The sequence below is a fragment of the Pseudomonas sp. MWU16-30317 genome, assembly GCF_020515695.1.
Classification (GTDB): Bacteria; Pseudomonadota; Gammaproteobacteria; order Pseudomonadales; family Pseudomonadaceae; genus Aquipseudomonas.
In genome coordinates this window covers 1-17701 of the sequence record NZ_JAIWJA010000016.1, presented here as the reverse complement: position 1 = coordinate 17701, position 17701 = coordinate 1, and the positions used below count along the sequence as shown (strand labels likewise).

Here is a 17701-nt window from a genome sequence, read left to right as displayed (position 1 = left end):
TGCCAAAGGTTACCTCCCTGCAGTTTGCTGCCTATAATCGCCGCACTTGTTCAGGGAGCCCGCCATGCCGAATCTACGCCTCGCCGACCTCACCGCCGAAATCGAAGCCAATGTGCGTCGCGCATTGCTCGAGGACGTCGGCAGTGGCGATATCACTGCTCAGTTGATCCCCGCCGAGCGCCTGGCCAAGGCCACGATCATCACCCGAGACGACTGCACCATCAGCGGTACTGCCTGGGTCGACGCAGTATTCCGCCAGCTGGATCCGCGTGTTGCGGTGCACTGGCAGGTCAGTGACGGCCAGCGTGGAACGGCCAATCAACCACTGTTCCACCTCGAAGGCCCGGCACGTTCGCTGCTGACCGGCGAGCGCACGGCGCTGAACTTCCTGCAGATGCTTTCGGCCGTGGCCACCCGCGCGCAGTATTTCGCCGACAAGGTCGCCGACACCCAGGTGAAATTACTCGATACCCGCAAGACCCTGCCCGGCCTGCGCCTGGCACAGAAATACGCCGTCACCTGCGGCGGCTGCCATAACCACCGCATCGGCCTGTACGACGCCTTCCTGATCAAGGAAAACCACATCGCGGCCTGCGGCGGCATCGCTCTGGCCATCACCGCCGCCCACCGCATTGCCCCAGGCAAACCGGTGGAAATCGAAGTCGAGAGCCTGGCCGAACTGAAGGAAGCGCTGGATGCCGGAGCCGACATCGTCATGCTCGACGAGCTCAGCCTCGACGACATGCGCGAAGCGGTGCGCCTCAATGCCGGCCGCGCCAAGCTCGAAGCCAGCGGCGGCATCAATGACAGCACCTTGCGGGTGATTGCCGAAACCGGCGTCGATTACATCTCCATTGGCGCCATGACCAAGGATGTCAAAGCCGTGGACCTGTCGATGCGCTTGAGCCTGTAACGCAAATTGGGCCTGAGAGGCGCGCCGCCGCCTCAGGCACTCCTGCTTACTGCTTGCGACATCGCTGGACAATCGTGGTCGTCCTGATAGCGCGGATATTGCGGATATTGCGGATCAGACAACACGACCAACCTGGACGGCATCGCTGCTATTTCTGCAGGCTGCTAGGTACCGACTATTGATCGATCTTGATCGCCATGATGTGGCGCGCTCAAGCACTCCCCCACATCAGCAGAGCAGCGATCGCAAACAAGCCTACCGACACCGCCGTCGACGCCCGTCCTACCCATTGGATGGGCTGGCGGCAGTCATGCCACCAACTGTGGTCAGGCTGCGCCTGAGCGTGCAGTTCCATGAACATCGCCGTCAATCCCACCAAGGGAATCGCCAGCCCCAGCGCCAGATAGCGGGTCAAGGTGTAGGTCGTTTCCATCGATTGCGTCCCCTGCACGTTGTTGTGCTCTGGGGACTTAGTGCGAGGCTCGGGAGGAAAGTTTCCGGAGGCGACGAATGGTGGCCTGAGGCGCTTGATCGGGTGACGCTAACGGGCAATCCAACCGCACTCCTCCCCCCCAGCGCAGTCCCACTGTTTTTAGGACCTTCAAGGGTAGGCAGATGGCAATTTCAGTGAAGAAACTCAGCGGCGAGGAAATCCCGGAGCATCTGCGCGCACAGGACCCGACAGCCGACGTGGTTTTCCAGGTCGAGGGGGCAGATGGGCAAATCCATTATCGACATACGGATGTGGCAGCGGCGGCGTTGGCGGTGGAGCTGAGCGAGCAGGAGAAGCACGACTCAGGCGGTGACTAGCAACCAGGCTTCGACGACACGGTGGTCCAGGTCTTCCCAATCAGCCATACCGATCACGCGGGTGGTATTGAGGCCACGCAGATAGCCTCTCAGTTGCTGCCCGGCCTCTTGTCGGGCTGCAGGTTCGGCCAGTTCGTCGTGCAGGACACGTTCATATTGCTCGAGATACTCATCGACCCGATCACGGTATTCAGGCAAGACGGCTTCACGAATGCGGTCGAAGGTACGGCGTTTTTGCGGCGCGTTCACATTGGCCTCTCTTGGGTGGTGGCGGGAAGCTGATCTGAGTGTAGAGCAACGATGGCCGCGTCCGAAAGAGGCTTGAATCTATAGCCGCTATTGGTCTTTGCAATACGCCTGCCCGTCAGCAGCTCTCCCGCTCGACCACCTCGCAGCCCAGCAGATTCAAACGCCGCACCTCCCCTTCAAGCGCCAGCACGCCGAGGCTTTCCAGCACCCGGGTGGCCGCCAGCACGCCAATCTCCAGTGCCGGCGGCTTGAGGGTACTGAGGCTCGGCATCAGCATCTGCGCGAAGGGAAAGTCACCAAAGCCCAGAATCGCGCAATCGCCAGGAATGCTCAGACCCGCACGCTGCCCGGCCAGCAAGCCGCCGGCGGCGAGGTTGTCGTTGGCGAAGATGATGGCGTCCGGCGGCTCGGCACTGGCCATGAGTGCCTGCATCGCCTGCTTGCCGGCTTCGAGGGGAGGATTGGCGGCATCGGGGGTGAACACCCGGGGCGTCAAGCCGAACTCGGCCAGCGTCGCGGCGTACCCCTCGCTGCGCTCCACTGCACTGAGGTCGCCAGGGGCACTGTTGAGCACATAGGCGATACGCCGATAGCCCTTGGCATACAGGTAGCGCACGCTCTGAACCCCGACTTCATGGTGGGAGAAGCCGATCTGTAGCGGCGCGCGCTCGGGTTGATAGTCCCAGGTTTCGATCAACGGAATGTCGGCCTGGGCGAGCATCTTTTCCGTGGCGGGCGAATGAAAGTGTCCTGTCACCACCAAGGCCGCCGGCGACCAGCCTAGAAAGGCCCGCACTGCGCTTTCTTCTTTGTCCTGATCGAAATAGCTCGAGGCCAGCAGCGTCTGGTAGCCATGGCGGCTCAGAGTATCGCTGAAGCCCTGCAGGGTATTGGCGAAAATCGGCCCGGAGATGTTGGGCACCACCATGCCGACGATACGCCCGCGCGCCGACGCCAGGCCACCCGCCACCAGATTGGGCACATAACCAAGCTCGGCTACCGCTGCGGCGATCTTCTCGCGTTGCTCGGGCGAGACCTGATCAGGCTGATTGAAGTAGCGCGAAATCATCATCGTCGACACCCCCAGATGCGCCGCCACGGCGGCCAGGGTAGTGCGCCCGGCCGAACGCCGCTTGCTGCGCGGCGGGCCTTTGGAATCGCTCAAAGGGATGCTCCTGCGGTATTGAAAAAAGGCATAAGAAGGTAATTTTTGATTATTTGACGATCTATCCAAGAGTTGATGATACTTGCACCGTTAGCGCTAACGAAGTGTTTTATCGCTTGCTACTCGCATGAGCGAATGCCGCCGAACACTCCATGCACTCTATCGCTGCAGCGGTCGCAGAACCGTAGCAGTTCGGCACTCACCCAAGCGAGCATCAAATCCATGCATCAACACTTCGGGGACACACTCAAACCCGCCCAGCTGGCCCAGGCCGTTGCCGCCGCGCTGACGCTGATCAGTCTGCCGGGCTACGGCGCCGACAGCAGCGACGGCCAGTCAGTATCACTGCAAGCCGTCACCGTGACCGCGACCCGCCGCGAGGAATCGCTGCAGAAAGTCCCGGTGGCCGTCACCGTGGTCGACGGCGAACAGCTGGAGCGCGACAACCGCACCGATATCGCCACCATCGCCCAGCAGATACCGACGTTGAATTTCCGAACCAACGCCTCTAACAAAGACACCTCGCTGTTCATTCGCGGCGTCGGCACCATCTCGACCTCGCCCGGCGTCGAACCGACCGTGGCGACCGTGGTCGACGGCGTCGTCTACGGTCGCCCCGGCCAGGCCACTCTCGACCTGCTCGACCTGGAGCGCATCGAAGTGCTGCGCGGCCCCCAAGGCACGCTGTTCGGCAAGAACGCTTCGGCCGGCGTGCTCAACGTCATCACCAAAGCGCCCAGCGCCGAAACCCACGGCTACATCGACCAGTCGTTCTACACCGGCACCGAAAGCCGCACGCGCTTCGGCATTGGCGGCACCTTGGTGCCCGATGTGCTCAGGGGCTCGCTGACCGGCCTGGTGGGCAGCTACGACGGCAACGTCGACAACAAGGCCAACGGCCAGGAAGTCAACGGTTACAACCGCAAGGGCCTGCGCGGCAAGCTGGAGTTCACGCCCAACGAAGACATCAAGCTGACGCTGATCGGCGACTACATGCAAAACCACAGCGACGCGCCCAACGGCGTGATCAGCCAGTCGCTGACCCCGGCCTTCGCCAACGCCCTGTCGCCGGTGACCGCCAGCAACGATAACCGCAATATCGTCAGCGACTACCGTAGCCACGTCGAGGACACCAACAAGGGCCTGTCCGCCCAGCTCGACTGGAACCTGGGTGATTACACCCTGACCTCGATCACCGCCTGGCGCGGCTGGGACAACACTCAGTGGCAGGACGGCGACCGCCTGGCGACCATCAGCACAGCGTTCCCCGGCACCGAGGACAAGGGCGACCTGAGCTACGACCAGTATTCGCAAGAACTGCGTCTGGCATCGCCCAAAGGGCAATTCCTCGAATACGTCGGCGGTCTGTTCTACATGCACGGCAAGGACGACGAGACGTACAGCCGCACGCTGCGCACCACCACGGCGGTCAACCGCGGCGTCGCCAACTACAGCACCACCAGCGACAGCTACTCGGCGTTCGGCGAGACCACGCTCAACTTCACCTCGCGGCTGCGCGGTATCGCCGGCCTGCGCTGGACCCACGACCAGCTCGAGTACGATCACCGCCGCGTGTCGACCTCGGCCACCACCGTCAGCGGCATTCAGCCGAGCACCAGCAGCTCCGGCTCGGTGGACGAAGACGGTTGGTCCGGGCGCCTGGGCGCGCAGTTCGATCTGACCGACACCGTCATGGCCTACCTGACCTACTCGCGCGGCTACAAGGGCCCGGCCTACAACGTGTTCTTCAATATGCAGCCGCGCGACACCGGCGCGCTCAAGCCCGAGACCTCGAACAACTGGGAGCTGGGCCTCAAGGCGACCAGCTTCGACAACCGCCTGACCACCAACCTGGCGGTGTTCCACAGCGAATACGACAACTACCAGGCCAACTTCTACGACACCGTTGCCGGCCAAGTGGTGACTCGCTTGATCAATGCCGGCAGCGTCAGTACCGAAGGCGTCGAGGCCGACTACGCATTGCAGGCCAGCCGCAACCTCAAACTCTCCGGCGCGCTGGCCTATACGCGCGCGCGCATCGACAGCTTTGCTTGCCCGGCGGGCGCGGCGGCCTCGTGCAACGTCAACGGCAAGACCCTGCCCTTCAGCCCGGACTGGAAAAGCTACGTGCGCGCCGACTACAGCATCCCGCTGGACAACGGCCTGGATGTCGAGCTGAGCACCGATTACAACTGGCAGAGCGAAGTGCAGTACGACATCAGCCAGAACCCCGACACCAAACAGGGCGCCTATGGCATCTGGAATGCCAGCGTCGCCTTGGCCGATTACAACAACGGCTGGCGCGTGGCATTGTTGGCGAAGAACCTGACCGACAAGTCCTATTCGCCGCTGCTGGCCAGTGGCACCGGGTATATCTACCGGGCGGTGGCGCGCGATGATCAGCGGTATTTCGGGGTGCAGTTGCGTAAGGATTTTTGATGGGCTGAAGGCCGATAGGGAGATGTCGCCTGATCAGGCCTCTTCGCCGCCGAGCGCGCAACCTTGCTTCCACAAGATGTATTGGCGGATACCTGTGGGAGCATGGCTTGCCCGCGAAGACGCCCGCCGCCACACCGCACACTCACAAGGACACCGCTATGACCACCGCAACACGACAACTCAAGCTCGGCGCCTTCCTGATGGCCACCGGGCACCACGTCGCGGCCTGGCGGCACCGCGAGGTCCCGGCCAACGCTGGCCTGGACTTCAAGCACTACAAGCACCTGGCGCAAGTCGCCGAGGCGGCGAAGTTCGACGCGCTCTTCATCGCCGACAGCATCGCTGCCGCGACCGGCGACATCGCCAGCCACATGGCCCGCTCCGACTACTTCGAGCCCCTGACCCTGCTCTCGGCGTTGAGCGCCGTCACCGACCGCATCGGCCTGATCGCCACCGCGACCACCACCTACAACGAGCCCTACCACGTGGCGCGCAAGTTCGCGTCCCTGGACCACCTCTCCAGCGGCCGCGCAGGGTGGAACCTGGTGACCTCGGATGCCGCCGCCGAGGCCCTCAACTTCGGCCGCGACAGCCATGTCGGGCACGCCGAGCGCTACGCCAGGGCGCGGGAGTTTCATCAGGTGGTCACCGGCCTATGGGACAGCTGGGAAGACGACGCTTTTATCCGCGACAAAGCCAGCGGCCAGTATTACGACCCGGCCAAGCTGCACGTGCTGGACCACCACGGCGAGCACTTCAAGGTCAGAGGTCCGCTCAATGTCGCCCGCGCGCCTCAAGGTCGGCCCGTCGTCGTGCAAGCCGGCTCTTCGCCCGTCGGCCTGGAACTGGCGGCCGAAACGGCCGAAGTGGTGTTCACCGCGCAAACGTCACTGGCGGCGGCGCAGGCGTTCTATCGCGATCTCAAAAGCCGCATGACGCGCTTCGGGCGTGATCCGGACGCGTTAAAAATCATGCCCGGCGCGTTCGTCGTCGTCGGCGACAGCACCGCCCATGCAGTGGAAAAATTCGAGCAGTTCCAGGACCTCGTCGAACCCGAAGTCGGCGTCGCACTGCTTGGGCGCATGCTCGGCAACTTCGATCTGTCCGCCTACCCGCTGGACCAACCGCTGCCCGATTTACCCCTCACCGACAGTGGCCAGCAAAGCCGCCAACAACTGCTGACCCAGCTGTCCCGTGATGAAAATCTCAGCCTCGCGCAACTGGGCCGCAAGATCGCCGGCGGCCGCGGTCACTACAGCCTGATCGGCACCGCCAGCGATATCGCCGACCAGATGCAGGCCTGGTTCGAAGGCCGCGGCGCGGATGGCTTCAATATTCTGGTACCGCACCTGCCCGGCGGCCTTGAGGATGTCGCGCACCACGTCATTCCTGAACTGCAGCGTCGCGGATTGTTCCGCCATGACTACACTGGCACCACGCTGCGCGACCATCTTGGCCTCGCGCGCCCTTCTTTCACTGCCCATAGGTAAACCGCCCCATGACCTATATCGCTGCCGAAAATCGCTACGAGAATATGCCCTACCGCGCCGTCGGCCGCAGCGGCCTTGTCCTGCCCGCGCTGTCGCTCGGCCTGTGGCACAACTTCGGCGACAGCACGCCCATCGACACTCAGCGTGCCATGCTGCGCACCGCCTTCGACCTAGGCATCAACCACTTCGACCTCGCCAACAATTACGGCCCACCCTACGGCAGCGCCGAAACCAACTTCGGCCGCCTGCTGCAGGAAGACTTCAGCCAGTATCGTGACGAACTGATCATCTCCACCAAGGCCGGCTGGGACATGTGGCCCGGCCCCTACGGCCAGGGCGGCGGCTCGCGTAAATACGTGCTGGCCAGCCTCGATCAAAGCCTCAAGCGCCTGGGCCTCGATTACGTCGACATCTTCTATTCGCACCGCTTCGACCCGCTCACCCCGCTGGAAGAAACCGCCAGCGCCCTGGCCACCGCCGTGCAGCAGGGCAAAGCGCTGTACATCGGCATCTCCTCGTATTCCGGCAGCAAGACCCGCGAAATCGCTGCGCTGCTGCGCGAGTGGAAAATTCCGTTGCTGATTCACCAGCCGGCCTACAACCTGCTCAACCGCTGGGTCGAAAAAGACCTGCTCGAGGCCACCGAAGACCTCGGCGCCGGGGTCATCGCCTTTACCGCCCTGGCCCAAGGCCTGCTGACCGACAAATACCTCAACGGCACGCCCAGCGACGCGCGGGTCAACCGCCCCGGCGGCGGTTCGCTGCAAGCCAGCCACCTGTCCGACGCCAATCTCGCTCACGTGCGCGCCCTCAACGACATCGCCCAACGTCGCGGCCAAAGCCTGGCGCAAATGGCCCTGGCCTGGACGCTTCGCGACCCACGGGTGACCTCGGCACTGATCGGCGCCAGCCGCCCGGAGCAGATCATCGAAAACGTCGCGGCCCTGAACAACCTGACCTTCAGCGCCGAGGAGCTGGCTAAAATCGATCGCTTCGCCGTCGAGGGCGGCATCAATCTGTGGGAAAAACCTTCCAGCGCTGAGTAAGTGAGAGCTTCATGAACATCGTCGTCAAAGCAGTTGCCAGCGTACTTGCGCTGGCCTTTACCCTCAGCGCCTGGGCGGCCGATCCGGCCACCCTGCGCATCGGTTATCAAAAGGGCTCGATCGCCCTGGTGCTGGCCAAGGAGCACGGCCTGCTGGAAAAGCGTTTCCCCAATACCCAGGTCAAATGGGTGGAATTCCCCGCCGGGCCACAGATGCTCGAGGCCCTGAACGTCGGCGCGCTCGACGTCGGCTCCACCGGCGATATTCCACCCCTGTTCGCCCAGGCCGCCGGGGCCGACCTGGTGTATATCGGCGCAGAACCCGCCAAGCCCCAGGCCGAAAACATCCTGGTGCGCAACGACAGCCCGCTGCACGACGTGGCGGAGTTGAAGGGCAAGAAGGTCGCCTTCCAGAAAGGCTCCAGCTCCCACAACCTGGTACTGCGCGCGCTGAACAAGGCCGGGCTGAGCTACAAGGATATTCAGCCGGTGTACCTCACCCCCGCCGATGCCCGTGCGGCGTTCGAACAGGGCAGCGTGGACGCCTGGGCGATCTGGGATCCCTATGCGTCATTGGCGTTGAGCGAGGGGCATGCACGGTTGCTGGCCGATGGCACGGGGCTGGGGTTGTCCGGGCCGATCTACACGGCGCGCCGGGCTTATGCGCAGGACCATGGCGACTTCGTCCATGCATTGCTGGGCGAGTTGACCGCGGCCGAGGCGCTGACGCGCAGCCATCGGGACGAGAGCATCAAGGTGCTGACGCAGTCGATGGGATTACCGCAGGGGATTATCGAGCGGTATGTGGATAACCGCCCGCCTTCGCCGATCCTGCCGATCGACGACGGGGTGGTGAAGGCGCAGCAGGCGACGGCGGATCTGTTTTATGGGAACGGGTTGTTGCCGAAGAGGATTGTGGTGGGGGATGTGGTTTGGAAGTGAATGCGAAAAACGCACCCCGCCACGCCGAGATTGAAGCTTCGTCTTACTGAATCACCTGCGTCAACGGCTTGCCCGCCTCGGTGATATAGGTCGAAACGATTTCCGTCTCCTGCGGCCCGTTCTTGACGATATGCGGAGCATTGGCCGGCGTCTCGAACGTATCACCCGCATGCAGCACATGCTCAGGCTGGCCATCGATCGCCACTGTCACCGAGCCACGCACCACATAACCGGACTCCAATCCAGGATGGGTGTGATGCGGTGAATTAGCATTGGCCGGCAGCACGATGCGGATCACGTTGACTTCATAGCCGTTGGGATAGGCCACATGCTGCAGCGTCGTGCGCGAGCCCTTGGACGGCGCGCTGGCCGGTGTGGCGCAACCCGCCAGGGCGGCGATGATTGCCAGGACAGCGCAGGCTTTGATGTGGCGACCCAGTTCCATGGTGTTTCCTTTCTTTGATAATGGCCGAGAGAATCAGGCAGGATATCGCCTGGAATCATCATGGCAACAGCTTGTTACTTGTCGGTAGCAATCACAGGGAGGATCCATGGCCAACAAAGAACACCACTACCAGGTTCACGTCATCTGGACCGGCAACCAAGGCACCGGAACCGCGACCTATCGCGGCTACAGCCGGGCACACGAGATTCAGGCCCCAGGCAAGGCGACGATCGAAGGATCGTCCGACCCCAGCTTTCGTGGCGATCCGGCGCGCTGGAATCCGGAGGAGCTGCTGCTGGCGTCGTTATCGGCCTGTCACAAGCTGTGGTATCTCGGGTTGTGTGCCGAGGCAGGCATTGTGGTGGTGGAATATGAAGACCACGCCGAAGGCACGATGATTGAACAAAGCGATGGCGCCGGGCAGTTTACCTCGGTGGTATTGAAGCCCAAGGTGGTGCTGGCGCCTGGTGCGGATGTCGACAAGGCGAAGGCGCTGCATGGGGTGGCGCACGAGAAGTGCTTTATTGCGCGGTCGGTGAATTTTGCGGTGGGGCATGAGGCGCAGGTCATCAACCAATACCCTTGATGCAGGGCGTTTCACCGCCCTCTACCAGCGTGCATCAGGAAGCCAGACAGTAAAACCTTATGATCGCGGACCCGCTGCCGATACATCCAGAAGTGGTTAAATACCGAAACGTATATTCAAGGACGATGTTGATGGCCGGCAAGCATCTGGAACCTGTTCCTCAATCCTCAAGCACCACCATCATCGCCCCACGCGTGAAGAAAGGTCTCCCCAAGTTTCGCCTCGCGATCATTGCCGCCCTGCTGGTCCTGGGCGGAGGTAGCCTTCTGACGGCCTGGTGGCCGGGCAGCTCCGACCATGTATCGAACGCTACCCGCAACGAGTTGCAAAAATCCTTCGCGACCCTGGCGCCCCTGCAACTTGAACCAGTTGCACCTCAAGACATGGAGCGCGCGCTGGATACCATGCACCTCGACACACCTCAGCGCGCCCAGCTGCGTGCCGCCGTCACGTCGTCACTGGCTACCCACCAGACCGATCAGACCCGTTTGGTATGGGTTGAGGTCTGGGATTTCGCCTCAGAAGATGGCGATGTCGTCCATCTCGCCTCTGCCGGATTCAGCATCGATTGCAACTTGCTCAACGCGCACCAGCGAATCGCGATACCGGTGGACGCTACACACCGCTTGACCGTGACAGGAGCAGTCGATGGCGGGGGCGGCATCACCCTGGGCATCCATACCAGCACCGGGCCGGTCTTGCTGCCAGTGCTCGCCCCTGGGCAAACGCTGCAGTTGCCACTTGGGATTTAAGGAGCAAACCATGCTCAACCGATTGCCCCGCTACATGCCGCTGATGTTCGCGCTGATGGTTTTCGTGATGCTGTTCCAGTTCATCGAGACTCATTGGCCGAAACCGGCCGCCGTCGCGGCTTTCATCGCCTCATTGCACGGTATCGGCTGGTACCTCTGCGCGGCTGCCCTACTCGGCTGGTTCCTGCTTATCCTGGGCTGGCTGCACGCGACCGACCGACTCCCCACCCTTTTCAAGACAGGTGCGCTTATGGACATTCTCGACAGACTCACCAACAAGCAGGTGCTCGAAGAGGGTATGGAAAAACTCGACTCGGCCACCTTCATCGATGCGAAAAGCCTCGCTGCAGCACTCAAGCTTAGCGTCGTCGGACAAAACGCCGTCTGCGATGACATTGCCGCACAGATTCGTCGGCGCCTGGCGCTGTCGCAACGCGGCAAGCCGGTAGGCGTGTTCCTGCTCGCAGGGCCGCCCGGCACTGGCAAGACTTATCTGGCTAAAGTCCTCGCCAAGGAACTGGAGCGGCCGCTGCTCCATTTCGACATGAGCCAATTCGCCTCCGGCAGCCATTCGCTTTCGCAGTTGCTGGGCATGAACAAGGGCTACGTGGGCTCAGACACCTACGGCAAGTTGACCGCAGGCTTGCTGGACTCGCCGAATGCTGTCGTGCTGTTGGACGAAATCGAGAAGGCCCACCCTGATGTGCTCAAGGCATTTCTCACGGCCTGGAACGACGGTTTCATCACTGAACGGTCCGACGGTCAGCAGATCGCTACCACGCAAGCCATCTTCATCCTCACCACCAACGCGGGCACTCAGCGCCTGGCGGAAGTGTCGACGCAGTTTGCCGCCGACCCCGACAGTTTGCGCGACGCGGCGGTAAACACCCTGCACGATGCCAACTTCGCGCCTGAAGTGCTCAACCGGATCGACCGAATTTTTGTATTTCAGCCTTTTCAGGGACTCGATATCGCTCGAGTCTGCGCCCTCGAAATAGAAAGCATGATTCATGGGTACGGACTGCAAGTGGCTGAACAGGGCATTGATCCGAATATCATTCTGACGCTGATGGCGCGCTATCAACGGCAGAAGCGCTCGACCTCTTCTCGGGACCTCATCCGGGCCATCGAAGAGCAATTGGCGGACTCGTTGATCGAGGCCAAGAAAGCCGGGCAGCTACGCGTCGAGTTACACATGGACGAAGAGCAGCAAGTGGCGGTACGCCCCCCGCTCGCCACCCCTTCACGAGGCTAGACGATGGGCGATGCTGACAGCCTGTGGCATGACGCGCCGGCATGGCGCTGGGTGTTCTGCTGCACCGTGCTAATAACGGCGTTATGCATACTCGCAGCACCTTGGCGCCTATCACCTGCTCCACTGACTGTGGGGCAGTACCAGGCGCCTGCGGCCGCAATTGCCCGTGTGCAGGCGGTTTCCGCCAGCCAGAACCGCCAATCGCCCCGCGATCCCGCTTTTGACCGCCCCGTGACCATCGCTGCACAGACCTATGGCAGTGATGTCGAGATGCACGTCGTCGGTGTCTATGGGCCGGCGACATCCGGCCCGCAGCGTATCGAATGGATGCAGGCCTGCAAGGCGGTCATGGGCACGCCGCAGATGATCGACTGCAAACGGCAGTTCGAAAATGCGCACGCCGATTACCGCACTATCAATGTCGATGTCGAACGCACCACCGCGCCCATGGTGCTGGTGTTGATGGCCTATGAGGCGGTCAGCTGGAAAATCGCCGTGCGCCCAGGCATCGACCTTCGCAAAGTTATCGTCGCCGGCTACTCCGGCCCCGACATTCAAGGTGTCCCCAGCGGTGTGCCGGTCGAAGTCTACAGCCATGACCTGTCCCCATGCGGCAACTGTTCGCGCCAGCCGGGCGGATTCTGGGCATACGATGCCAGCAGGCCTGAATACTCAAGCGCCATGCTTCGGCTCAGGTCATTGACCGGTCTGGAGCCCACCTCCTTCCAAGGGGGCTATCAGGGCGATCACTTCACCATCCAGCGCTGGCTGGGCAACAAGCAAACCGCCGTGAAGAATCCCACCGCGGATAACGTAGTCGGCAAAGTAGTCAGCAACTTCATTGACTTGGCAGGCAAGACCTTGCCGCTTCCCGACGGCGCCTGGGAAGTGCTAGCCACCGACAACACACCCTCGCCACGCGGCCAGGATCGAATGCTGGTGCTCGCGCGCAGCGACAAAGGGCGGCTTCTGGAATTGATGGTCACGCACCTTGAGACAGTCACCGACAACAACGGCTTTCCCGCCTACGGCGCCTGCAGTCAGCCCGCCGACTATACCGCCCGAGTGGAACTGAACCAGCCCCGAGGGCTGCAACAGTGCTACTGGGTCAATCACAGTGAGGCCCCCTGGCAGCAGCCCGTCTATCGCGCCGCCGCCAGCCGCCTGAAGGACCGGGGTTTCAGCGTGCCTGACTCGGCGCTGGTCAGCGGTTTTCACAAGGCCACCCGCGACTTTTCAGTGACCACGCAGTACTACGCGTTTTCAGATCAACAGCCGGCAGGGACTGTGGATTGGGTGAGCAACCCGTGGAATCCGGTGCAGATCAAAAATTTCGATTCGATTCAGAAGTTTGTGAAAGCCCGTGTGGATTGGGCGAGTGGGTGGTTCATGTTGGTTAATGCGATGCGTTGAGGAGAGTAGAGTACCCCTACTATCGGCGCGCCGGGAACTTGCATGAAGTGATCGCCAGGACAGCAGTCGGCGCCCATGCGCCGCGTATCCAAGGCGCATTTATTTTTCCAGTACTCCCCGATGGGAAAAACAGATGAGATGGAAAGACCTGTTGATCTGGACACCCTCAGCTATGTTCCTGGCTTGGTGGCGCGTGTCCCTCTGGGTACATGATCGCCTGGGTTGCCTTGGCGGCAAAAGTATCTCGTCAGCCTGTATGTGGAACGGCACGGACATACAAGGCTGGATCGGCGCAGGGATGTTCTTCGGGATGGTGTTCTTCATCGTATCTACACCGATAACCGCGATCATCCAATTGGAGATATGGATGCGCCGCTTGGGAAAAAAGCTGGCTTCGCGTGTTGCTCGGACATAGGGCGATGGGCAGGTGACTTTCCAGTTCGGAGCCGTCACGTGTGCGGTTGAGCTACCAGCGCATAGCTGGACGCTCAGAACCACCGCCCAAACGCTCCACGCCCTCGCACGATGCGCCATATCAGCCCCGCACTGACCAGCGCTGCAACTATCAGCACCAGCAAGTCATGGGAAAAGTAAATTCCAAACTCGAGCGGCTGATGTGCCCAACCGAGCGTTTGCAAAAAGGGCTCCCGACGGGATCCAGTGTTCCATACAAACTGCAGATCCGCCCAAGCCTTACTGACATCTTTAAAGGTGTCGAACGTGAGCGGCACTGAAACCAGCAATCCGAACGTGGAATACATCTTCACCCGATACTCGGGGATGCGCACTTTCTCGATGGCGGCCAGTGGGTCCGGGGAGGCTTTCCATTCTTCAGGCAGAACAATCCGGCACGCCTCGGGATTTTTCCTGGCGCACCATACCGACACCGTATCCCCCACAGAAAAACGCACAACAGCCTCTCGGAGCCTGTAGTCGTCACTGCTATCCAGCGTGTCTGCCCAGGATTTATGAAACCGCGTGCCGCCCACTGAATAGCTGAAGGTCAGTAGCGGGAGCCCGGCGGTTTTACCCTCCAGATACGTGATCCGACCATCGACCGTATAGCCGTCCTTGGGACGCCTGCGTGCAATGACCAGCCATATGGTCACGACGCAGATGATAACGGGGGAGAAACCCAAGATGATGTGGAGAACTTCCATGCGCGTTCGCTGAATAGATGGCTTGATCGAAAATGTCGGCGGCGGTAACAAAAGCTTGAACTCCAGCCCCTATATTTGCCGAAACGGCTAAAGACTTTCAGCGCCCAGCCGACTAGATATTGTGGTGGTCTGACACGACTGCCTTGCAGATCACCCCAAGATTTCTCGCCCAAACGACTGCCCAACGCACTCCCAGCCCGAGCGAAAAACCCATGTTCTTGAGAAACATAAGAATTGCCGCCAGAGCCTTCATCGGCTTCGCCGCTATCGCCGCGCTGAGTATTTTCCTCGGCCTGTTCGCGCTGAAGCAGATCGGCGAAGTGCAGTCCCAGGCCGCCGACATTCAAAACAACTGGATGCAACGCGTTCGAATCCTGGCCCTGGCCAACGCCTCGCTCGATCGTTATCGCCTGGGGGAAATGGCGCACATCCTGTCGTCGGCCGATGCGGACATGCAGACCTACGAAGATAAATCCGCCGGCCGCTTGAAAGCCGTCAAAGAACAACTGACCCAATACGCCGCACTCCTCACGACCGCCGACGAAAAGTCGCGCCTCGATGTATTCAACCAGAGCCTCGACGCCTACGCGAAGAACCACACCGAAATGCTCAAACGCTCGCGCTCCGGCGACAAGGCCGGCGCCGTGGACTTCCTCAACAGCATTCGCCCAAGCTATGAGCAGATGACCAAGAACTTCGATCAATTGATCGAGTTGGCCAACAAAGGCGCAGAGCAAGCCGGCAAGCAATCCGTTGACGCTTACCAACACGCCGTCAGCGGCATCGCCATCGTTATCGTGCTCGTGAGTGCCGGTACCATTCTGGTGGCCTGGCTGCTGACCAAAAGCATTACCGGCCCCATCATCGAAGCGGTTCACGTGGCTGAAACCATTGCCAAGGGCGACCTCACCCACCCGATCAATCCCACCGGCAACGACGAAGCCACGCGCCTGCTGCGCGCCCAGGAAACCATGCGCAACAGCCTGGTGCAGACCCTCAAGCAAATCACCGGCTCATCCAACCAGCTCGCCGCCGCAGCCGAAGAACTCAATGCCGTGACCGCCGAGGGCAGCCGGGGCTTGCAACAGCAACACGGCGAAATCGAGCAGGCCGCCACGGCCGTCACCGAAATGACCACCGCCATTGAAGAAGTCGCACGCAACGCCGCATCGACCTCCCACCTGTCCCAGGAATCGCGCAGCATCGCCCTGAAAGGCCAGCAGCGCATGGTCGAAGCGCTGAACGCCATCAAGGCGCTGACCCGCGGCGTGGAAGTCAGCTCCGGGCAGGTCGGCGGCCTGGCCACACAAGCCAAGGATATCGGCAAAGTACTGGACGTTATCCGCACCATCGCCGAACAAACCAACTTGCTGGCCCTCAACGCCGCCATCGAAGCCGCCCGCGCGGGTGAAGCCGGCCGTGGTTTCGCCGTGGTCGCCGACGAAGTGCGCGCCCTCGCCCACCGCACGGCGCAGTCGACGCAAGAGATTGAACAGATGATTGGCAGTATTCAGGCCAATACCGCCAGCACCGTGAATACCATGCTCGATAGCAGCAATATGACCCAGCAGACGCTGGAGTTGGCTGAGCTGGCGCAGAAAGCGCTGACCGATATTCTGGCGGCTAACGATGAGATCAATGACCGGAACCTGGTGATCACTACGGCGGCGGAAGAGCAGGCGCATGTGGCTCGGGCGGTGGATCAGAACTTGTTGAATATTCAGCAGTTGTCGATTCAGTCAGCGGAAGGGTCTACGCAGACCACGACGGCTTCGCAGTCGTTGGCGAGTCTGGCTTATGAGTTGAATACGATGGTGAAGCATTTTCAGGTTTGAGGTGAATGATCGCCGTGTTCCTAAACACAGCGATCACCTGCCCACCCGCGTCAGCACTTGCTTCGTGCAAGGCCCTGCTTACTTCCCGTCATCGAATTGATACGTGGCGCTCAGTGCATCGACGACCGCCTTTGCGCTGGTGAGCGAGTGGTGGACCAGCCATGCCTGGTTGCCCTGCAGAGGCTTGCCCATGGCCGCCTCCTTTACCGCGTCAAGGGCGCTGGCGATCAGGTCGGACATCAGCCCTCCTCTACCGCCAAGAAAACGATGTTCAGTACTGATCCGAACCGAGCCAACACGCCGCACGCCGTCGGCTATCCAGCTTCTCTACCGCTTATCAAGCAACCGCCAGGCAGACCGTACAGCATCTGCTTGATCAAATTTGAGCAAGCGTTTAGCATTACAAGCACGTTACCACAACGTAGCTACATTTTTCGAAAGAGGTGATACTATGGCTGCCGTACTTAAAACCACTGACGTGCGCTGTCGCATCGAGGAGGATTTGAAGGAGAGCGCCACGGCTGTACTCCAGAGCTGCGGTCTCAGCATCAGTGACGCGATGCGCCTTTTCCTCCGCCAGGTTGTAGCAGTCCAGGGACTACCCTTTGAGGTAAAAGTCCCTAGCGAGAAAACCGCAAGAGCGCTTGCTCAAGCTCGCGAAATTCGGCGTCAGTTCTATTCGATGGAAGAGATGCTAGAGGACCTGAATGGCGAAGCAGGAGAAGAAGCAAAAGCGGGCCGCACTACCTAGGAGCGTCGCGTACACGCCTGACTTTAAAAAATCCTGGAAGCGCTATGAGCGAGCAGGAATGAGGGACATGAATGAAGCCGTCACGGTCATGTCCCTGCTTTTCGCCGGCAAGCCGCTACCTGCGGAGTATCTTGATCACGAGCTACGCGGAAACTGGGAAGGTTCTCGCGAATGCCACGTCGGCGGTGATTTTCTTCTGGTCTACCAAGATGATGGCCACCTACTTACCTTTGTTGATCTAGGCTCTCACAGCGAGCTGTTTGGCTAGGCTTCTTAGCCGCAAGGCCCTGCTTACTTCCCGTCATCGAATTGATACGTGGCGCTCAGTGCATCGACGACCGCCTTTGCGCTGGTGAGCGAGTGGTGGACCAGCCATGCCTGGTTGCCCTGCAGAGGCTTGCCCATGGCCGCCTCCTTTACCGCGTCAAGGGCGCTGGCGATCAGGTCGGAC

At 61.1% G+C, this 17701-nt stretch carries 18 protein-coding genes and 1 pseudogene; 13 read left to right on the top strand and 6 right to left on the bottom strand.

Annotated elements, in window-relative coordinates; translation table 11 throughout:
- Positions 1-64: 64 nt before the first annotated feature.
- Complete coding sequence (gene nadC / locus LIX93_RS28500) at positions 65-913, top strand: carboxylating nicotinate-nucleotide diphosphorylase (RefSeq protein ID WP_226507370.1); 849 nt, start codon at positions 65-67, stop codon at positions 911-913.
- A 211-nt stretch (positions 914-1124) separates the two neighbouring features.
- Here the strand turns inward: nadC and LIX93_RS28495 are convergent, their stop codons facing one another.
- The gene (locus LIX93_RS28495; RefSeq protein ID WP_226507369.1) at positions 1125-1346 is read right to left on the bottom strand and encodes a hypothetical protein; all 222 of its coding nucleotides are present in this window, start codon (positions 1344-1346) and stop codon (positions 1125-1127) included.
- Between the two features lie 182 nt (positions 1347-1528).
- On the opposite strand from LIX93_RS28495, the gene LIX93_RS28490 reads away from it, so the two are divergent.
- Positions 1529-1723, top strand: a complete 195-nt coding sequence (locus LIX93_RS28490) for a hypothetical protein (RefSeq protein WP_226507368.1) — start codon at positions 1529-1531, stop codon at positions 1721-1723.
- Here the strand turns inward: LIX93_RS28490 and LIX93_RS28485 are convergent.
- A complete protein-coding gene (locus LIX93_RS28485; protein ID WP_226507367.1) occupies positions 1709-1972 on the bottom strand; it encodes a hypothetical protein in 264 nt (87 codons plus the stop codon). The two genes, LIX93_RS28490 and LIX93_RS28485, sit on opposite strands and share 15 nt — an antisense overlap.
- Before the next feature lie 115 nt (positions 1973-2087).
- Positions 2088-3137 (bottom strand): LacI family DNA-binding transcriptional regulator, encoded by a 1050-nt coding sequence (locus LIX93_RS28480; RefSeq protein WP_226507366.1) that lies wholly within the window; start codon positions 3135-3137, stop codon positions 2088-2090.
- Positions 3138-3470: 333 nt separating this feature from the next.
- Between LIX93_RS28480 and LIX93_RS28475 the strand changes: the two are divergent.
- The 4 genes and pseudogenes from LIX93_RS28475 to LIX93_RS28460 all read left to right on the top strand — a co-directional run.
- Positions 3471-5576 (top strand): annotated as a pseudogene (locus LIX93_RS28475) (TonB-dependent receptor); the annotation flags it as partial.
- Positions 5577-5734: 158 nt separating this feature from the next.
- Positions 5735-7066, top strand: coding sequence for an LLM class flavin-dependent oxidoreductase (locus tag LIX93_RS28470; RefSeq protein ID WP_226507364.1), 1332 nt, complete (start codon positions 5735-5737; stop codon positions 7064-7066).
- 8 nt (positions 7067-7074) lie between these two features.
- Positions 7075-8112, top strand: a complete 1038-nt coding sequence (gene mgrA / locus LIX93_RS28465) for an L-glyceraldehyde 3-phosphate reductase (protein ID WP_226507363.1) — start codon at positions 7075-7077, stop codon at positions 8110-8112.
- A gap of 11 nt (positions 8113-8123) precedes the next feature.
- Positions 8124-9053 (top strand): sulfonate ABC transporter substrate-binding protein, encoded by a 930-nt coding sequence (locus LIX93_RS28460; protein ID WP_226507362.1) that lies wholly within the window; start codon positions 8124-8126, stop codon positions 9051-9053.
- Positions 9054-9096: 43 nt separating this feature from the next.
- On the opposite strand, the gene LIX93_RS28455 is transcribed toward LIX93_RS28460, so the two are convergent.
- The gene (locus LIX93_RS28455) at positions 9097-9498 is read right to left on the bottom strand and encodes a cupin domain-containing protein (protein WP_226507361.1); all 402 of its coding nucleotides are present in this window, start codon (positions 9496-9498) and stop codon (positions 9097-9099) included.
- Positions 9499-9604: 106 nt separating this feature from the next.
- Here LIX93_RS28455 and LIX93_RS28450 point away from each other — a divergent pair, with 106 nt between their 5' ends.
- The 4 genes from LIX93_RS28450 to LIX93_RS28435 all read left to right on the top strand — a co-directional run bounded on the left by LIX93_RS28450 (position 9605) and on the right by LIX93_RS28435 (position 13504).
- Positions 9605-10084 (top strand): OsmC family protein, encoded by a 480-nt coding sequence (locus tag LIX93_RS28450; RefSeq protein WP_226507360.1) that lies wholly within the window; start codon positions 9605-9607, stop codon positions 10082-10084.
- Between the two features lie 131 nt (positions 10085-10215).
- A complete protein-coding gene (locus LIX93_RS28445) occupies positions 10216-10836 on the top strand; it encodes a hypothetical protein (protein WP_226507359.1) in 621 nt (206 codons plus the stop codon).
- A 10-nt stretch (positions 10837-10846) separates the two neighbouring features.
- Positions 10847-12091: an AAA family ATPase gene (locus tag LIX93_RS28440; protein ID WP_226507358.1), complete on the top strand. Its 1245-nt coding sequence runs from the start codon at positions 10847-10849 to the stop codon at positions 12089-12091.
- Positions 12092-12094: 3 nt separating this feature from the next.
- Positions 12095-13504 (top strand): hypothetical protein, encoded by a 1410-nt coding sequence (locus LIX93_RS28435; protein WP_226507357.1) that lies wholly within the window; start codon positions 12095-12097, stop codon positions 13502-13504.
- A 488-nt stretch (positions 13505-13992) separates the two neighbouring features.
- Here LIX93_RS28435 and LIX93_RS28430 read toward each other — a convergent pair whose 3' ends face one another.
- A complete protein-coding gene (locus LIX93_RS28430; protein ID WP_226507356.1) occupies positions 13993-14664 on the bottom strand; it encodes a hypothetical protein in 672 nt (223 codons plus the stop codon).
- A 212-nt stretch (positions 14665-14876) separates the two neighbouring features.
- Here LIX93_RS28430 and LIX93_RS28425 point away from each other — a divergent pair, with 212 nt between their 5' ends.
- Positions 14877-16499: a methyl-accepting chemotaxis protein gene (locus LIX93_RS28425; RefSeq protein WP_226507355.1), complete on the top strand. Its 1623-nt coding sequence runs from the start codon at positions 14877-14879 to the stop codon at positions 16497-16499.
- A 78-nt stretch (positions 16500-16577) separates the two neighbouring features.
- Here the strand turns inward: LIX93_RS28425 and LIX93_RS28420 are convergent, their stop codons facing one another.
- Positions 16578-16739, bottom strand: coding sequence for a hypothetical protein (locus LIX93_RS28420; protein WP_226507354.1), 162 nt, complete (start codon positions 16737-16739; stop codon positions 16578-16580).
- Positions 16740-16950: 211 nt separating this feature from the next.
- On the opposite strand from LIX93_RS28420, the gene LIX93_RS28415 reads away from it, so the two are divergent.
- Positions 16951-17250: a type II toxin-antitoxin system RelB/DinJ family antitoxin gene (locus LIX93_RS28415; RefSeq protein ID WP_226507353.1), complete on the top strand. Its 300-nt coding sequence runs from the start codon at positions 16951-16953 to the stop codon at positions 17248-17250.
- Complete coding sequence (locus LIX93_RS28410; RefSeq protein WP_226507352.1) at positions 17207-17518, top strand: type II toxin-antitoxin system YafQ family toxin; 312 nt, start codon at positions 17207-17209, stop codon at positions 17516-17518. Before LIX93_RS28415 ends, LIX93_RS28410 begins: the two co-directional genes overlap by 44 nt.
- Positions 17519-17701 lie beyond the last annotated feature (183 nt).

Coding starts and splice junctions, on each gene's coding strand:
- LIX93_RS28450 (WP_226507360.1), top strand. CDS start 9,605: ATGGCCAACAAAGAACACCACTACCAGGTTCACGTCATCTGGACCGGC.
- LIX93_RS28445 (WP_226507359.1), top strand. CDS start 10,216: ATGGCCGGCAAGCATCTGGAACCTGTTCCTCAATCCTCAAGCACCACC.
- LIX93_RS28410 (WP_226507352.1), top strand. CDS start 17,207: ATGGCGAAGCAGGAGAAGAAGCAAAAGCGGGCCGCACTACCTAGGAGC.
- LIX93_RS28420 (WP_226507354.1), bottom strand. CDS start 16,739: ATGTCCGACCTGATCGCCAGCGCCCTTGACGCGGTAAAGGAGGCGGCC.
- LIX93_RS28430 (WP_226507356.1), bottom strand. CDS start 14,664: ATGGAAGTTCTCCACATCATCTTGGGTTTCTCCCCCGTTATCATCTGC.
- LIX93_RS28415 (WP_226507353.1), top strand. CDS start 16,951: ATGGCTGCCGTACTTAAAACCACTGACGTGCGCTGTCGCATCGAGGAG.
- LIX93_RS28425 (WP_226507355.1), top strand. CDS start 14,877: ATGTTCTTGAGAAACATAAGAATTGCCGCCAGAGCCTTCATCGGCTTC.
- LIX93_RS28460 (WP_226507362.1), top strand. CDS start 8,124: ATGAACATCGTCGTCAAAGCAGTTGCCAGCGTACTTGCGCTGGCCTTT.
- LIX93_RS28440 (WP_226507358.1), top strand. CDS start 10,847: ATGCTCAACCGATTGCCCCGCTACATGCCGCTGATGTTCGCGCTGATG.
- LIX93_RS28455 (WP_226507361.1), bottom strand. CDS start 9,498: ATGGAACTGGGTCGCCACATCAAAGCCTGCGCTGTCCTGGCAATCATC.
- LIX93_RS28435 (WP_226507357.1), top strand. CDS start 12,095: ATGGGCGATGCTGACAGCCTGTGGCATGACGCGCCGGCATGGCGCTGG.
- LIX93_RS28495 (WP_226507369.1), bottom strand. CDS start 1,346: ATGGAAACGACCTACACCTTGACCCGCTATCTGGCGCTGGGGCTGGCG.
- nadC (WP_226507370.1), top strand. CDS start 65: ATGCCGAATCTACGCCTCGCCGACCTCACCGCCGAAATCGAAGCCAAT.
- LIX93_RS28470 (WP_226507364.1), top strand. CDS start 5,735: ATGACCACCGCAACACGACAACTCAAGCTCGGCGCCTTCCTGATGGCC.
- mgrA (WP_226507363.1), top strand. CDS start 7,075: ATGACCTATATCGCTGCCGAAAATCGCTACGAGAATATGCCCTACCGC.
- LIX93_RS28490 (WP_226507368.1), top strand. CDS start 1,529: ATGGCAATTTCAGTGAAGAAACTCAGCGGCGAGGAAATCCCGGAGCAT.